Annotated in this window: 16 protein-coding genes; 7 read left to right on the top strand and 9 right to left on the bottom strand. The window is 42.3% G+C overall.

All coding sequences use genetic code 11. The features are described from left to right. The first annotated feature begins 18 nt into the window (after positions 1–18). Complete coding sequence (pdxY, locus tag C6H66_RS06810; RefSeq protein WP_105395164.1) at positions 19–882, top strand: pyridoxal kinase PdxY; 864 nt, start codon at positions 19–21, stop codon at positions 880–882. A 47-nt stretch (positions 883–929) separates the two neighbouring features. Here pdxY and gstA read toward each other — a convergent pair whose 3' ends face one another. The 9 genes from gstA to pspF all read right to left on the bottom strand — a co-directional run bounded on the left by gstA (position 930) and on the right by pspF (position 10,677). Next, positions 930–1,535, bottom strand: coding sequence for a glutathione transferase GstA (gene gstA, locus C6H66_RS06815; protein WP_105395165.1), 606 nt, complete (start codon positions 1,533–1,535; stop codon positions 930–932). Positions 1,536–1,910: 375 nt separating this feature from the next. Further along, positions 1,911–2,669, bottom strand: a complete 759-nt coding sequence (locus C6H66_RS06820; RefSeq protein ID WP_105395166.1) for a hypothetical protein — start codon at positions 2,667–2,669, stop codon at positions 1,911–1,913. 455 nt (positions 2,670–3,124) lie between these two features. After that, entirely contained in the window at positions 3,125–3,913 is a 789-nt protein-coding gene (gene fabI, locus C6H66_RS06825; protein ID WP_105395195.1) for an enoyl-ACP reductase FabI, read from the bottom strand. 174 nt (positions 3,914–4,087) lie between these two features. Beyond that, on the bottom strand, positions 4,088–4,897 hold the full coding sequence (sapF, locus tag C6H66_RS06830; protein WP_036805454.1) for a putrescine export ABC transporter ATP-binding protein SapF: 810 nt from the start codon (positions 4,895–4,897) through the stop codon (positions 4,088–4,090). Then, positions 4,898–5,890 carry a putrescine export ABC transporter ATP-binding protein SapD gene (sapD, locus tag C6H66_RS06835; protein ID WP_036805456.1) on the bottom strand — a complete coding sequence of 331 codons (993 nt, stop codon included), beginning with the start codon at positions 5,888–5,890 and terminating at the stop codon, positions 4,898–4,900. Continuing rightward, entirely contained in the window at positions 5,890–6,780 is an 891-nt protein-coding gene (sapC, locus tag C6H66_RS06840; RefSeq protein ID WP_105395167.1) for a putrescine export ABC transporter permease SapC, read from the bottom strand. The genes sapD and sapC overlap by 1 nt, the downstream gene beginning before the upstream one ends. Further along, complete coding sequence (gene sapB, locus C6H66_RS06845; RefSeq protein ID WP_105395168.1) at positions 6,767–7,732, bottom strand: putrescine export ABC transporter permease SapB; 966 nt, start codon at positions 7,730–7,732, stop codon at positions 6,767–6,769. The genes sapC and sapB overlap by 14 nt, the downstream gene beginning before the upstream one ends. After that, a complete protein-coding gene (gene sapA / locus C6H66_RS06850; protein ID WP_105395196.1) occupies positions 7,729–9,393 on the bottom strand; it encodes an ABC transporter substrate-binding protein SapA in 1,665 nt (554 codons plus the stop codon). The genes sapB and sapA overlap by 4 nt, the downstream gene beginning before the upstream one ends. A 264-nt stretch (positions 9,394–9,657) precedes the next feature. Next, the gene (gene pspF / locus C6H66_RS06855) at positions 9,658–10,677 is read right to left on the bottom strand and encodes a phage shock protein operon transcriptional activator (protein ID WP_105395169.1); all 1,020 of its coding nucleotides are present in this window, start codon (positions 10,675–10,677) and stop codon (positions 9,658–9,660) included. A gap of 186 nt (positions 10,678–10,863) precedes the next feature. On the opposite strand from pspF, the gene pspA reads away from it, so the two are divergent. Genes pspA through C6H66_RS06880 form a run of 6 tightly spaced genes read left to right on the top strand, consistent with a single transcriptional unit; the run spans position 10,864 to position 14,845 of the window. Next, on the top strand, positions 10,864–11,538 hold the full coding sequence (pspA, locus tag C6H66_RS06860) for a phage shock protein PspA (protein ID WP_046396873.1): 675 nt from the start codon (positions 10,864–10,866) through the stop codon (positions 11,536–11,538). A 37-nt stretch (positions 11,539–11,575) separates the two neighbouring features. Continuing rightward, positions 11,576–11,794, top strand: coding sequence for an envelope stress response membrane protein PspB (gene pspB, locus C6H66_RS06865; RefSeq protein ID WP_036805474.1), 219 nt, complete (start codon positions 11,576–11,578; stop codon positions 11,792–11,794). Further along, positions 11,794–12,147, top strand: a complete 354-nt coding sequence (gene pspC, locus C6H66_RS06870) for an envelope stress response membrane protein PspC (protein WP_046396872.1) — start codon at positions 11,794–11,796, stop codon at positions 12,145–12,147. Before pspB ends, pspC begins: the two co-directional genes overlap by 1 nt. A gap of 46 nt (positions 12,148–12,193) precedes the next feature. Then, positions 12,194–12,331, top strand: a complete 138-nt coding sequence (locus tag C6H66_RS25850; protein ID WP_160297026.1) for a hypothetical protein — start codon at positions 12,194–12,196, stop codon at positions 12,329–12,331. A 55-nt stretch (positions 12,332–12,386) separates the two neighbouring features. Next, positions 12,387–13,784, top strand: a complete 1,398-nt coding sequence (locus tag C6H66_RS06875) for a YcjX family GTP-binding protein (RefSeq protein WP_105395170.1) — start codon at positions 12,387–12,389, stop codon at positions 13,782–13,784. Beyond that, on the top strand, positions 13,781–14,845 hold the full coding sequence (locus C6H66_RS06880; protein ID WP_105395171.1) for a YcjF family protein: 1,065 nt from the start codon (positions 13,781–13,783) through the stop codon (positions 14,843–14,845). Before C6H66_RS06875 ends, C6H66_RS06880 begins: the two co-directional genes overlap by 4 nt. Positions 14,846–14,881: the final 36 nt, after the last annotated feature.

Consider the following 14,881-nt stretch of genomic DNA (forward strand, 5'->3'; position numbering starts at 1 on the left):
AAAATATAGGCCGTCATTGTGAAAAATATTCTCTCAATTCAATCCCATGTTGTCTTTGGTCATGCTGGTAACAGTGCTGCGGAATTCCCTATGCGTCGGATGGGGGTGAATGTATGGCCATTGAATACCGTACAGTTTTCAAATCATACCCAATATGCTCAATGGAAAGGGTGTGTTATGCCGGCGAATCATCTTACGGAAATCGTTCAGGGCATTGAAGAAATTGAACAGCTTAAATCTTGTCATGCGGTACTGAGTGGATATATCGGTTCACCGGAACAGGGGAGCCATATTATCGATATAGTGAAACGGGTAAAAGCGGTGAATCCTGATGCTTGGTATTTCTGCGATCCCGTCATGGGGCACCCAGAAAAAGGTTGTATTGTTGCGCCGGGGGTGGCTGAATTTCTGTGTGAAGAAGCACTTCCTGTAAGTAACATTATTGCACCAAATTTACTGGAGCTTGAAACACTGAGTATGCAGAAAGTGGCTAATGTAGAACAGGCTGTTGTGGCTGCCCGAACATTATGTGAGAAAGGGCCTGATATTGTACAGGTTAAACATCTTAGTCGTGCTGGTTATCGGGCTGATCATTTTGAAATGCTATTAGTGACTAAAGAGCATAGCTGGCATGTAAGTCGGCCTTTGGTGGATTTTGGCGAACGTCAGCCGGTTGGTGTGGGTGATTTAACCAGTGGCCTGCTATTGGTTAACCTATTAAAAGGCGAGTCTTTACAAACTGCCCTCGAACATGTTGCTGCTGCGGTTTATGAAGTGATGGTAACAACGAAAGATATGGGCGAATACGAACTACAAATTGTGGCTGCGCAGGACAGAATGGTGACTCCTGGCTATAAATTCTGTGCGACGCAATTGGATTAAGACATTTAACCGTTCCACTGATATTATGTGGAACGGTTTTTTTACTCTTAAATTAACCCTTCTGCTTTCAGGGCATCATGAACACTTGGACGTTCTGCAATCTTCTTTTGATAATCTTTAAGATGAACCAGATCAGATAGATCCAATTGCACTAAAGGCGCCCAGCTACTGAGGGTGAATAAATAAGCGTCAGCAACAGTAAAGTGCTCCCCAGCAATGTATGGCTGTTCTGCTAATACCTTATCTATATACTTGAATCTCCTGAGTAGATTATTAATAGCAACAGGACGATAATTTTCTGGTGTTCCCGGGAAAAACAGGGGTGAAAATCCTTTATGGATTTCACTGGAAAGATGGCTAATCCATTCAAGTTGATGATATCGTTCCATCGTTCCGGCTGGTGCGATTAATTTTTTGTCCGGTCTCTGGTCGGCAATATATTGGACAATAACAGCTCCTTCGGTGAGGATCTCATTGTTATCTAACAGAAGAGTTGGTATCTGGCCTTTTGGATTAATTGCGAAAAAATCGTCGCCGTTCTCCATTTTTTTAGTTTTCAGATCAACTTTAATCATGCTGAAATCAAGTCCTGCTTCACGAAGTATGATGTGAGGTGAGAGAGAACAAGCTCCAGGTTGGTAATAAAGTTTCATGTGCCGCTCCTTAAAAGTTTCCGGTAATAGATATAATAGGACAAAGGAACTCAGTAAGGCATTGCTATAGCCTTGATATATACTACCACGACAGATGGAAATAAATGAATGATTAAATAGATATAAGGTGGTGTGATTGTATCGTGAATAATCCTTTTCTATATTCTGGTATAGAGGCGATTATTTATTTTTTTATCATTATTTTCAAATAGATTGGTTACGTTAATTTAGAAGTTTAGGGAAAGATTTTGGATGAAGTGACTTATTCAAAACTTCCCCGTATTTTGTGTCATATAGTATATTTTGCAATTGGTTATATTATATGGAGTAAATAATGGCGATTATTGATAGTTACAAGAATTCATTTTATATTGGTTATAAGATAATTAATATATTATTCTTGTTAAATGATTTGTAATCATAGGAAAATAAATTGAATTTATTTGTAAAGTCACTAAAATAAATCATGCATTGTCTATAGTTTCTTGTAAAAATATCTTTTTTATTCTCTTGATTAAAGTTTTCGACTAACTTTTTATAAATATTATTAATTGTTTCTATTTGTCCGTTAAGTCTATTGACGGAATTATTTATATTTCTAAGACTAAATGAAACGTCTGATATATTTAATGTGATTTCTTCCATCAATAAAGAGACTTTGTATATTTGTTTTTTATCTTCTCCATCGGGAATATTCTTTAATAATTGTTGTATTTTTATGTGTGTTTTTTCTGCGAAGTTTTTCTTGTGTTCAAAATCAATTTGAGATATTTCAAATAGTTGTGGTAGTTTTGAGATGAAATCGTTTAGCTTACTAAAATCTGATTCAATTTCTTTCAATGCATGATCGACTCTGGCAATATAACCATGACCTAAATATCCACTGCTAAGTGAACCTAAATAAGTTGTTGCTTTGTGTATATTTTTAATAATTCTATCAATATCTTGTTCATCGGAATTATATGCATATTCATAATCTTCCAATGCTGATGGCCAGTGATATAATGATTCCTTAAACTCATTCCAAGAAACTGCAATTCCTTGGGATGGATCATGATTTTTCAGACATTCTGGAAATTTTATATTGGTGATTGATTTAAACATATTAGATATAATTAAAAAATCATTTTTCATTTTATGCACCTTGCTAAAATAATAAATATCATTAAATTGTATAAAAGCGTGAAATATAATATTTAAACTAAAAGGGTAAAATAATAATAAAATATTGCATTAAAAATATTTAACTGGAAATATTTACCTGTAAATGTTGTACTGATAATCGATTTAATGAAATTAAGTTATTGATTATATTAAAGGACATATTACTGATTAGCGCAAGGAAACAAGATGATATTTTTTATTTCAGTAAAATAGTTATAAGGTAATATCGCTTAACTCTTTAATTACAAAGGGTTTAATAATTCGTTCCAATAGTTTTTTTATATTTTGAATTAGAATTAATTTTTACCTACTAGTGATGATTTAATGAAGTAATTAATTTGTTATTTTATTGATAATAAAAGGCCCGAAAAACTAGCTTTTCGGGCCTTGTTTTGTGAGTTGAAATTTACTGATTATTAATCAGATTATTTCAATTCCAGTTCATTCATTGCGACAATGCTGAAACCACCATCAACATGCAGAATTTCACCGGTAATACCACCGGACAGATCCGAACACAAGAATGCCGCAGCGTTACCAACATCTTCAGTTGTTACAGTGCGGCGAATTGGGTTAACAGTTTCACAGTGAGCCAACATTTTACGGAAATCTTTGATGCCAGACGCAGCCAAAGTGCGGATAGGGCCAGCAGAGATACCGTTAACACGAATACCTTCGGCACCCATAGCGTTAGCCATATAACGAACGTTAGCTTCCAGAGATGCCTTTGCCAGACCCATTACGTTATAGTTAGGGATTGAGCGCTCTGCTCCCAGGTAGGTGAGAGTCAGTAAAGCAGAATTTGGGTTCAGCATTTCACGGCAAGTTTTTGCCATAGCGACAAAGCTGTAAGAGCTGATGTCGTGTGCGATTCTGAAACCTTCGCGGGTAACGGAATTGACATAGTTACCATCCAGTTGATCAGCCGGTGCAAAGCCAATGGAGTGAACAAAGCCATCGAATTTTGGCCAGACCTTACCCAATTCAGTGAACAGGGCTTCGATGCTTTCATCTTCGACTACATCGCATGGCAGAACGATAGTAGAGTTCAGGGAAGCTGCAAATTCTTCAACACGAGGTTTCAACTTGTCATTTTGATAAGTGAAAGCCAGCTCAGCTCCCTGGTCATGCATTGCTTTTGCAACACCATAAGCGATGGAGAGTTTACTGGCGACGCCAGTGATCAGAATGCGCTTGCCGGTCATAAAACCCATAACAGTATCCTTGTGTGATAACGCCGGTAATGATATTAATGGATTAAAATTGCTCATAGAGACAATATCAATATGACGTTTTATTGTTAATAAACCCAGTAATTCTATCACGCTAGAGAGAAATATGCTGTATTTTGCGTTCTGCTCCGAGCAGTGATTATCGTTTTCTATATGTCAAGGAATATCCTGCCGCCAGGCATCAGCGGTGAGTGGCTCACCAAAATGGCTGGCGATCAGACGGCGGGTCATATCATGCAGAGGAGAAGCCAACACTTCTGCGGTATTTCCCCGTTCGACAACTTCCCCCTGATGCATGACCAGCACCTGATCGCTGATATGTTTCATCATGCCAAGATGCTGGGTGACATAGAGGTAAGAAATACCCTGTTTTTCCTGTAATTCCAACATCAGATTAATGATTTGAGATCGCATAGACATATCGAGTGATGCTAATGCCTCATCAGCAATAATAATCTGAGGTTGTAATATTAATGCGCGCGCCAGTGCTACCCGTTGTTTTTGGCCTGAGGCTAACATATGCGGATAATAATTGGCATGGTCCGGTAACAGGCCAACTTGTCGCAATGTCTGGTTGATCCGTTTTTCCCGCTCCATTGTATTGAGTGCTGTATTAAGCAGAAGGGGAATATCAAGAATTTGCCCAATACGCTGACGAGGATTTAGCGATGTACTTGGGTCCTGAAATATCATGCGAATGCGTTGGCTGCGATAACTGTAATCACCGTAAGTGAGTTTATGGCCTTCGATCATGATTTCGCCGGAAGTGGGTTCAATAACACCTGAAAGCATTTTTGCCAGTGTTGATTTCCCGGAACCGTTTTCACCAATAATCGCCAGTGTCTGTTTAGCTTTTAAAGTAAAACTAACGGGTTTTACCGCATCAAGATGTTGACGGTGAAAAAAACCCGTTCGATAACGAAAAGTTTTAGCCAAGTTCTTGACTTCTAGTAGAGTATTAACCAATTACTGTTCCTCCAGATTCAGTGGAAAGTGGCAGGCAAAAGCATGGTTTTTAATCACCCGCAACCGTGGTGTTTCAATACACGTTTTTTGCGCATAAGGGCAACGCGGACCTAAACGGCAGCCGATGGGTAGGTGCTCAAGGGATGGAATAGCGCCGGGTAAGGTGTTTAACCTACTTTTATGAGGCAAAGAGCTGCCAAAATCAGGAATAGCGCGGCTTAACGCTTGTGTGTAGGGATGATGAGGTGTTATCAGTAATTCATCGGGAACGGCGCTTTCGACCGTTTGACCACAATACAGAACATTAATGCGATCCACCAGTTTGCTCATGACTTGCAAGTCATGACTTATCAGTAAAATGGTGGTGTTATTGTTCTGATTCAATCGTGCTAACAGACGGAAAATCTGAGCTTGGGTGGTCGGTTCCATCGCATTGGTTGGTTCATCTGCAATCAGCAGACGTGGCTGGTTAGCCAATGCGATAGCGATCATGACCTTCTGACATTCTCCTTCCGTTAATTCGCAAGGGAAGCTATTCATGATGTCTTTATGATCTTTAATTCCCACACGGTGGAGTAATTCAATAGCCCGGCGTTTTCGCCATTTGAAACGTTGCCACCAACGGCCTTTGTAAGTCCAGCCGGGGATGGCTTGAATGAGTTGCCGACCAATATTTTCAGAAGGATCAAGACAGGATTGTGGTTCCTGAAAAATCATTGAGATATTGTGGCCGATCACTTTTCGGCGCTGCCGTGGAGTCAGACGGAGCAGGTCAATATCATCGAAGCGAAAACGGTCAGCCGTCACTTTAAGATTATCTTTAGTGACTCCACTTATTGCTTTGGCAATCAGACTCTTACCAGAGCCGGATTCACCAACCAGACCACGTATTTCGCCTTCTACCAGTGAAATACTGACGCGATCAACCGCTTTAACTGGCCCTTTGGCAGTCATAAATTCAATAGTGAGATTGCGAATGTCGAGTAATGGCATTATTCCACCCCGGAATTAATTGCACGGTGTAATCCATCACCTAATAAATTGACTAACAAGACACTGAACATGATTGCCGCGCCGGGCAACATAACGGTCCAGGGCGCAACATAGATTAGCTCCAGTGAATCGCCCAACATGGCTCCCCATTCTGGTGAGGGGAGTTGGGCGCCAAGATCAAGAAAACCAAGTGAAGCGATATCAAGTATGGCAATAGAAATGGCGCGTGTTAACTCGTTGACCAAGGCGGCGGTAATGTTTGGTAATACGGCATACCATAGAATATGGTAATTAGAGGCTCCATCCAGACGAGCGGCAATAACATATTCTTTATCTAGCTCATCGTGAACGGCGCTGTAAACCGTGCGAACGATACGTGGTAATAGCGCCAACCAAATAGCAATTATTGCATGTTGCAAACTGGCCCCCACAAAGGCGACGACAATAATTGCCAGCAATAGAGATGGGATAGAGAGTAATGTATCGAGAATATGATTGAGTATCGCGGATTTCAGTCCTCGTGTCATACCTGCCAGACAGCCGATGATCAGACCACACAAAGCGGCGGCTAAAGTGACTAACAGCGCTGAACCGAAGGTGGATGCGGTACCTATTAGTAATCGGCTAAGAATATCGCGCCCAAGATCGTCAGTACCTAGAAAAAATGCGATATTACCGTGATATGACCATGAAGGCGGCAGTAGTTGGTGACCAAGAAATTGTTGATCGAGCTGATAAGGGGCCAGATAGCCACCAAACAGACTGAGGGCAATCAGAATAAGCACCCCATAAAACCCCATCATTGCCAACATGTCGGAATAAAAAAAGCGCCAGATGACCTTTATCGGTGACGGCATTTTCTTTTCACGATAAAAATTATCTAAGGGCATACCATTCCTTATGCTTCAGAGGGTTAGTTATTGCGCCAATAATATCAGACAGAACATTGACAGAAATCACCAGTGTGCCAATCACCATAACACCGGCAGAAATGGCGGAATAATCTTGCTGACGAATGGCGCTGACTAACCAATGGCCAAGTCCCGGCCAGTTAAATACGAGTTCTGTCATCATTGCCAGTGTCAGCATGGTGGAAAATTGTAATCCTAGTTTCGGAATGATAGGGGGCAACGCATTGTGTAACACATGACGACGGATAATTGTCAGCCTTGATAAACCGCGGGTTGCGGCGGCTTTGATATAGTTTTCACCAAAAACCTCTTCTGTACTGTTTCTCATCAACCGAATAACTTCGGTGGTCGGTGCAACTGCGAGGGTAATCACGGGTAGCAGTAAATGTTGCACGGCACTGATGATCATCTCATTACGATAGGGTGATTTTGATAACCAGGCATCAATTAATGAGAAACCTGTCACAGGTTCAATCTGATATAGCAGATTAAAGCGCCCTGAGACCGGTAGCCAGCCGAGATAAAGGGAAAAAAATAGGGTGAGTAATAGTGCTAGCCAGAAAATCGGGATGGAAAATCCGACTAGAGCAATGGAAGTGATAACCGTATCCGCTGGTTTGTTACGCCATACCCCCGCAATAATCCCGAGTGGGATGCCGATTAGCAAGGCGACAGAGAAAGCCAGAGTACAGAGTTCCATTGTGGCGGGGAACACTTCCCATAGCTGTGCGCTGATAAGTTCGCCGTTGATGCTGGATACGCCAAAATCCCATAGTAATAAGCTGTGGAAAAAGAATATATAGGCATCAAACAGGGATGCTCCGCTGAGAGGAGCATTAGGTGTGAAGTAGCTGAGACTAAAGCTTATCAGCGACAGGAAAAACAGGGTGATAATCAGCAAAAGCAGACGACGGAGAGTGTAAATAATCATTTGCCACCTTTTTGAGTCATTTGATCAGTCTCTTTTTCCCGATAAACACCGGCAAAAGAGGTATTACCAAATGGACTGAGTACTAGCCCTTTAATATCGTAACGGTAAGCCTGTAAATGCAGAGAATAGGCTAATGGTAATACAGGTAATTGCTGTTCAAGGATTTGTTGAGCCGCATGGTAATACTTAATTCGGGATAATAATTGCTGGTTAATCAAAGCTTCCCGCAAAGTTTTATCAAATTCTGGATCACACCAATGGCTGAAATTGGTCTGTGAAGCAATAGCAGCACAACTTAACAGTGGCCGGAAAAAACTGTCTGGGTCATTACTATCAGTTGACCAGCCTGATAGGGTCATATCGTGAGATTTATCCATCAGCTTGGTTTCCTGAAAGCGGCCCTCAACAGGTTTAATATTCATGGTAATGCCAACTTGTGCTAAATCGGCCTGAATCAGCTCTGCCATTTTGAGTGGACTTGGATTATATGATTGAGAGGCGGAAGGTACCCATAAGCTCAATTGCAAGCCGTTTAATCCAAGACCATTAAGTATTTTGCGGGATTTTTCTGGGTTGTATTCCGTAATTTCAGTTTGATTATCATAAGCCCATGACGCCCGAGGTAAAATTGATGAGGCTGTTTCCGCCGTACCATAATAGATGGATTGCATCAGCCGTTGGTTATTAATAGCGTAGGCAATGGCTTGGCGAACCTGTAGTTTATCAAGTGGCGGCTTGCTGGTATTGAAAGCCAGATAAGCGATATTCATTCCTGGGCGTAAAGTCAGACGTAAGCGGGGATCATCTCGTAAAACTGTCAGCTGGCTGGCAGCGGGATACGCTAATACATCACATTCACCGGTTAAAAGCTTAGACATTCTGCCGGTGCCGCCAGCGCCGACATCAATAACTATTTGCCGCATTTGTGGTTTGCCTTTCCGGTATTTATCATGGCGAACCAGACGGATAAATTGTCTGGTCCGATGATCTTTCAACATAAACGGGCCAGTACCGACAGGTTTCCAGTCAATTTGTTCATGGCGATTCATTTGATGCAATTGTCGCCCATATTCTTGTGAAAGTATCGGGGCATAGTGGGTTGCCAAATGCCAAAGAAAAGAGGCATCTGGTTCGTTTAAGCGAAATTCCACCGTATATTCATTAATTTTACGGATACTTTGAATAGAGTCGGCCAATTGGAGACTGTCAAAATAGGGATAATGCCCGCCATTGACGTTATGATAATAGTGTTGCTTATCAAACAGACGTTTAAAGCTAAAGATGACGTCATCAGCATTCATTGTACGGGTCGGAGTAAACCAGTCTGTTGATTGAAATGAGACATTACGGCGTAGATAAAAGCGGTAAGTAGCGCCGTTATCCAGTATCTCCCAATGGGAAGCTAATTCAGGGAGCAAACGGTAAGTATAAGGATCAACATCTAATAGACGTTCGTAAAGTTGGGCGGCCAGTGTATCGACAGTTAAGCCACTACTAGCCAGTTGGGGATTAAAGGTATTCAGATTGCCATTAACGCAATAAATAAACCCGTGTTGCTGAATGTCAGTCGGAACGTGGGGCTGTTTTTCAGGCGCAGCCATTGTTTCTGCAATAGCCGGGGCTGAAAGGGATAATATGATCCAATAAATCAAACTGCGCATATAAGGCATCTGTTATTAATTAGAATTGACACATTGTATCTCAAGTAGCGCTTGAGCCCAAAAAAAACGCGGTGGTGATGATAATGAGAAAAATTCTCAATAAAGTGCTTTACAAATCGTATTGAGAACCATTATCATCTATACCGCACTTCCGGGGAACAGTTACAGTTTCTATGTCCCAGGAAAGGCACGACATTGCTCACATTGCTTCCAGTGTTTTTTTAGCCAGCTCGGGTGCTGGCTTTTTTTTATCTGTCATTCGGATCACTTGTCGCCGACATTGATATCATGTTTCTTCATTAAGCCTCGTAATTGATAATAGGTCAGTCGTAGTTTCTCTGCCGCTTTTCTTTGGTTAAATCTGCTCTCTTTTAACGATAACTCTATGAGTTGTCGTTCGCTGTCATGTTGCCACTGTTTCAAATTAACAGGCAGTGAAGGCAGAAGTTGTGGAGATAAATCATTACTGTCATCAATATTACTATCATCAACATTGGCTATAAAATGCGATGTGGAGGCGAATGGGTTAATAATAATATTATCAAGTTGATCAGAATTCTCGCCGTGACGATAAACGGATCGTTCCACAACATTTTTCAGTTCACGGATATTACCGGGCCAAGTGTAATTCTGTAACTGTTGTTTTGCCTGGTCAGTGAAACCGGGAAATAGCGGCAAATCAAGTTCCCGGCACATCTGAATAGCAAAGTGTTGTGCTAGCAACATGATATCCTGTTGTCGCTGGCGCAATGGAGGAATTTCGACCACATCGAAAGCCAGTCTATCGAGCAAATCAGCGCGGAATTGCCCCTTAGCGGCCATTGCGGGCAGATCATCATTGGTTGCGCATATTAGTCGAACATCGACCTGTAATGGTTGGTTGCCGCCAACGCGTTCAAGATGCCCATATTCAATGACGCGCAATAGCTTTTCCTGAACTTGCATTGGTGCGGTTGCCAACTCATCAAGAAATAGCGTTCCCCCATCGGCACGTTCAAATCTTCCTTGGTGCTTTTTTTGTGCGCCAGTAAATGCGCCAGCCTCATGACCAAATAACTCTGAATCCAATAAATTTTCATTCAACGCCGCGCAGTTTAGGGAGATCAATGGCCCTTGCCAGCGAGGGGATAAATAATGCAAACGGCGGGCAATCAGCTCCTTGCCGGTTCCGCGTTCCCCAATAACAATAACGGGTTTGCTTAATTTTGCTAGTGTGGATACTTGTTCCAAGATTTCGACAAAGCTGTTTGCTTCACCTAATAGATTTTCTGTGGCGTCATTCATGGTTATTTTCACCAATAATTGGTTATTTATACCACTTTATTTTGTTGTGATAAAAAGTCAAATAAAAAATTCTCTTTGTATTTCATGAGAATAGAACAAATAAAAAGTTGGCACGATTCTTGATAATAAATTATAGGAGTGACATGAATAGTATTAACTAACCTTAACCAAAGAGGATAATTTATTATGGGTATTTTCTCTCGTTTTGCTGATATCGTGAATGCCAATATCTCTTCATTATTGGATAAAGCGGAAGATCCGCAGAAAATGATTCGTCTGATGATTCAAGAAATGGAAGACACTTTAGTTGAAATTCGCTCAACTTCCGCCCGCGCTCTGGCAGAGAAAAAGCAGTTGTCTCGCCGTATTACCGCAGGTGAACAACAAATGCACGATTGGCAGGAAAAAGCGGAACTGGCGTTGAATAAAGAGAGAGAAGATTTGGCGCGAGCAGCGCTGATCGAAAAACAGAAAGCAGCTGCTTTAGTGGATACATTGAAACATGAATTAACCATACTGGAAGAGACGCTTGAGCGGATGAAAGGGGAGGTTGTGGAGCTTGAAAATAAACTGAGTGAAACCCGAGCAAGACAGCAAGCGTTAGCTTTGCGTCATCAGGCGGCGGCCTCTTCCCGACAAGTTCGTCATCATTTAGACAGCGGTAAAATTGATCAGGCAATGGCTCGCTTCGAGCAATTTGAGCGGCGTATCGATCATATGGAAGCGGAAACAGAAGCCGTGGGCATGGGAAAACAAAAATCTCTGGATCAACAGTTTGCTGAATTAAAAGCAGACGATGAAATCAGTGCGCAGTTAGCGGCAATGAAAGCTAAAATAAATGCTAATAAAGAACAACATTAAGTGTTGGCGCACTCAACTAACCGTTTAAGGAAAAGTGATGGGCTCGATATTTCTCGGCATTCCACTGACTATCTTTGTACTTTTTGTGTTACCCATCTGGTTGTGGTTGCATTATAACAGCCGGAATTCCAATCACAGCCAGTTGGATCAGAATGAAATTCAGCGTCTGGCAGAGCGTGTACAACATATGCAGACACGAATCAAAACATTGGAAGATATTCTGGATGCAGAACATCCTGATTGGAGGCAATCATAATGTCGAATAGTAACCGTAGGAAACTGTATCGAATACCCGAAAAGGGCAAAATTAAAGGTGTTTGTGCCGGGCTGGCCGATTATTTTGATGTACCGGTGCGCTTGATTCGTGTCATCGCGGTATTGTCACTCTTTTTTGGCCTGTTTGGTTTTGCGGTTGTCGCTTATATTGTACTGGTTTTCGTCCTTGACCCGGCACCGCCGGGTTATACCCAAGAGGCCCATTTTTCAGCGCAAAACTTGCTGAATGAAATTGATTATCAATTGAAATCGGGAGAGGTTCGTCTACGCCAAATGGAACGTTATGTTACCTCAGAAACGTTCAGTGTTCGCAGTCGTTTCAGGCAGCTTTGATTTGATAGTAATTAAGGGATGATTTGGGCTAATTGTGGGGTCATTAGTGTTGCAACGAACTCATGAAGCGGCGGAACACAGTAATTGGTTCCGGGAACAAGTGAAACAGAGTTTCAATGAAGCCGATGACCCTAACACGGTTTGGGTTTTTCATAAATTGGCCAAACAAGAGATGCAGCTTTAGCGTGAAGCCTTGCAAACACGTATTGATTGATCGCAATATTTATCACAGGGGAGATATGAAACGGCTGCAAAATGAATTAACTGCGTTGGTTAATCGTGGGATGGATCGCCATTTACGGTTAGCGGTGACAGGATTAAGTCGTAGTGGGAAAACAGCGTTTATCACATCTTTGGTTAATCAGTTACTTAACCTCCATAGTGGTGCAAGATTGCCGCTATTTTCTGCTGTGCGTGACGGTCGCTTGTTGGGTGTAAAACGGGTTCCTCAACGCGATTTAGGCGTTCCTCGTTTTACTTATGATGAAGGGTTGACCGCACTTTACGGCACACCACCTGCCTGGCCGACCCCGACACGGGGTGTCAGCGAAATCCGTCTGGCGCTTCGTTACCGTTCTGAGGATTCTCTGCTGCGTCATTTTAAAGAAACAGCCACGTTATATCTGGAAATTGTGGATTATCCCGGTGAATGGTTGTTAGATCTACCGATGTTGGCACAAAGTTATTTAACATGGTCCCACCAGATGAATAGCTTATTGCAGGGACAAAGAGCTGAATGGGCAAAGCCTTGGCTGGAGTTTTGCAAACAGTGTGATCCACAGGCGCCCGCAGATGAGAATCTATTGGCTGCTATTGCTCAGGTCTATACGGAATATTTGATTAAATGCAAAGAGCAAGGGTTGCATTTTATTCAGCCGGGGAGATTCGTTCTGCCCGGTGATATGATGGGCGCTCCGGCTTTACAATTTTTCCCGTGGCCGGATATCAACCCTATCACTGAATCACAATTTGCTCAGGCAGATCAACACACCAATATCGGTATGTTACGTCAGCGCTTTGAATATTACTGTCAGTCGGTTGTGAAAGGGTTTTATAAAACACATTTTCTACGTTTTGATCGGCAGATTGTGTTGATAGATTGTTTACAGCCATTGAACAGTGGACCACAAGCATTTAATGATATGCGCTTGGCGCTGACCCAATTAATGCAGAGTTTTCATTATGGTAAACGCACTCTCTTCCGCCGCCTGTTTTCCCCTTGTATAGATAAATTAATGTTTGCTGCCAGTAAGGCGGATCATGTTACCGCGGATCAACATGCTAATTTGGTGTCTTTACTCCAACAATTGGTTCAGGAAGCCAGACAAAATGCGGCTTTTGAAGGTATCAGCATGGATTGTGTCGGCCTGGCATCGGTACGGGCGACAGAAAGCGGCATGATTGAACATCATGGTGAAAAGATTCCGGCGTTGAAAGGATATCGACTTACAGATGGTAAATCACTGACATTTTTTCCCGGTGAAGTGCCGCGGCGTTTACCTGACGATAATTTCTGGCAAAAACAGGGTTTCTCTTTCGAGGAGTTTGGCCCTTGTCCGGTAGATACTGATAGACCATTGCCTCATATTCGGTTAGATACTGTGCTGGAGTTTTTAGTGGGAGATAAAGTGAGATGACGGAACCCTTGAAGCCAAGAATTGACTTTGAAGAACCCTTATCAGGGCCACAAGAGCCGGTTTTAAAACCCGCTCAGATTTTCGATGAAAAAGATATGGTCAATTTCTATTCTGTATCGCCAGAGCTTGAGACGGAAGAGCGTGAAGGTCAGGTAGAAGGGATAGTTAACGCAGCGCTGAAACCTAAGCGTAGTTGCTGGCGTAAAATGGTATATGGCGCTCTGATTTTACTGGGCGTGAGCGCTGTTGCTCAGTTTGTGCAGTGGATTTATCAATCATGGCAGCAACAGGATTGGAGCGCATTAGGTGCCGCGGCGGCAGGGGGCATGATTGTCTTTGCCGGTATAGGTTCTCTTGCCAGTGAGTGGCGTCGTCTTTATCGGTTAAGAATGCGGTCTGAAGAACGCGATACGGCGAAAGCGTTATTACAGCATCATGGTGTGGGTAAAGGCCGAGAATTTTGTGAGAGATTGGCAAGTCAAGCGGGTATCGAACAGCATAACCCTGCGTTACAGCGCTGGCGGGCCGCTTTACATGATACACATAACGATCGTGAAGTGGTGTTGTTGTACAGTAAATGGGTTCAACCTGTTTTGGATGCCCAAGCCAGAACGGAAATCAGCCGCTATGCTGCGGAATCGGCATTAATGATAGCTGTTAGCCCGTTGGCGGTTGTCGATATGGCATTTATTGCCTGGCGTAATATCCGGCTAATTAATCGAATTGCAGCTTTATATGGTATTGAACTGGGATATTTCAGTCGTATTCGACTTTTCCGCCTTGTTCTGCTGAATATTATTTTTTCTGGTGTCTCAGAAATGGTGCGGGAAGTGGGTATGGATTGGTTATCGCAGGATATCACCGCGCGTCTTTCTGCCAGAGCCGCCCAAGGGATCGGTGTAGGTTTACTGACCGCCCGGTTGGGTATTAAAGCGATGGAATTATGCAGACCATTACCTTGGATAGAAGGTGATAAACCTAAATTAGGAGATTTCCGTCGTCAGCTAATCACTCAACTTAAGAATATCCTGCCAAATAAATCTAAGAATATAGTTGATTAAATGATATATACTTTAATTCTATATGAAGGCACAAAA

The organism is Photorhabdus hindustanensis, assembly GCF_002968995.1.
GTDB classification, from domain to species: Bacteria; Pseudomonadota; Gammaproteobacteria; order Enterobacterales; family Enterobacteriaceae; genus Photorhabdus; species Photorhabdus akhurstii.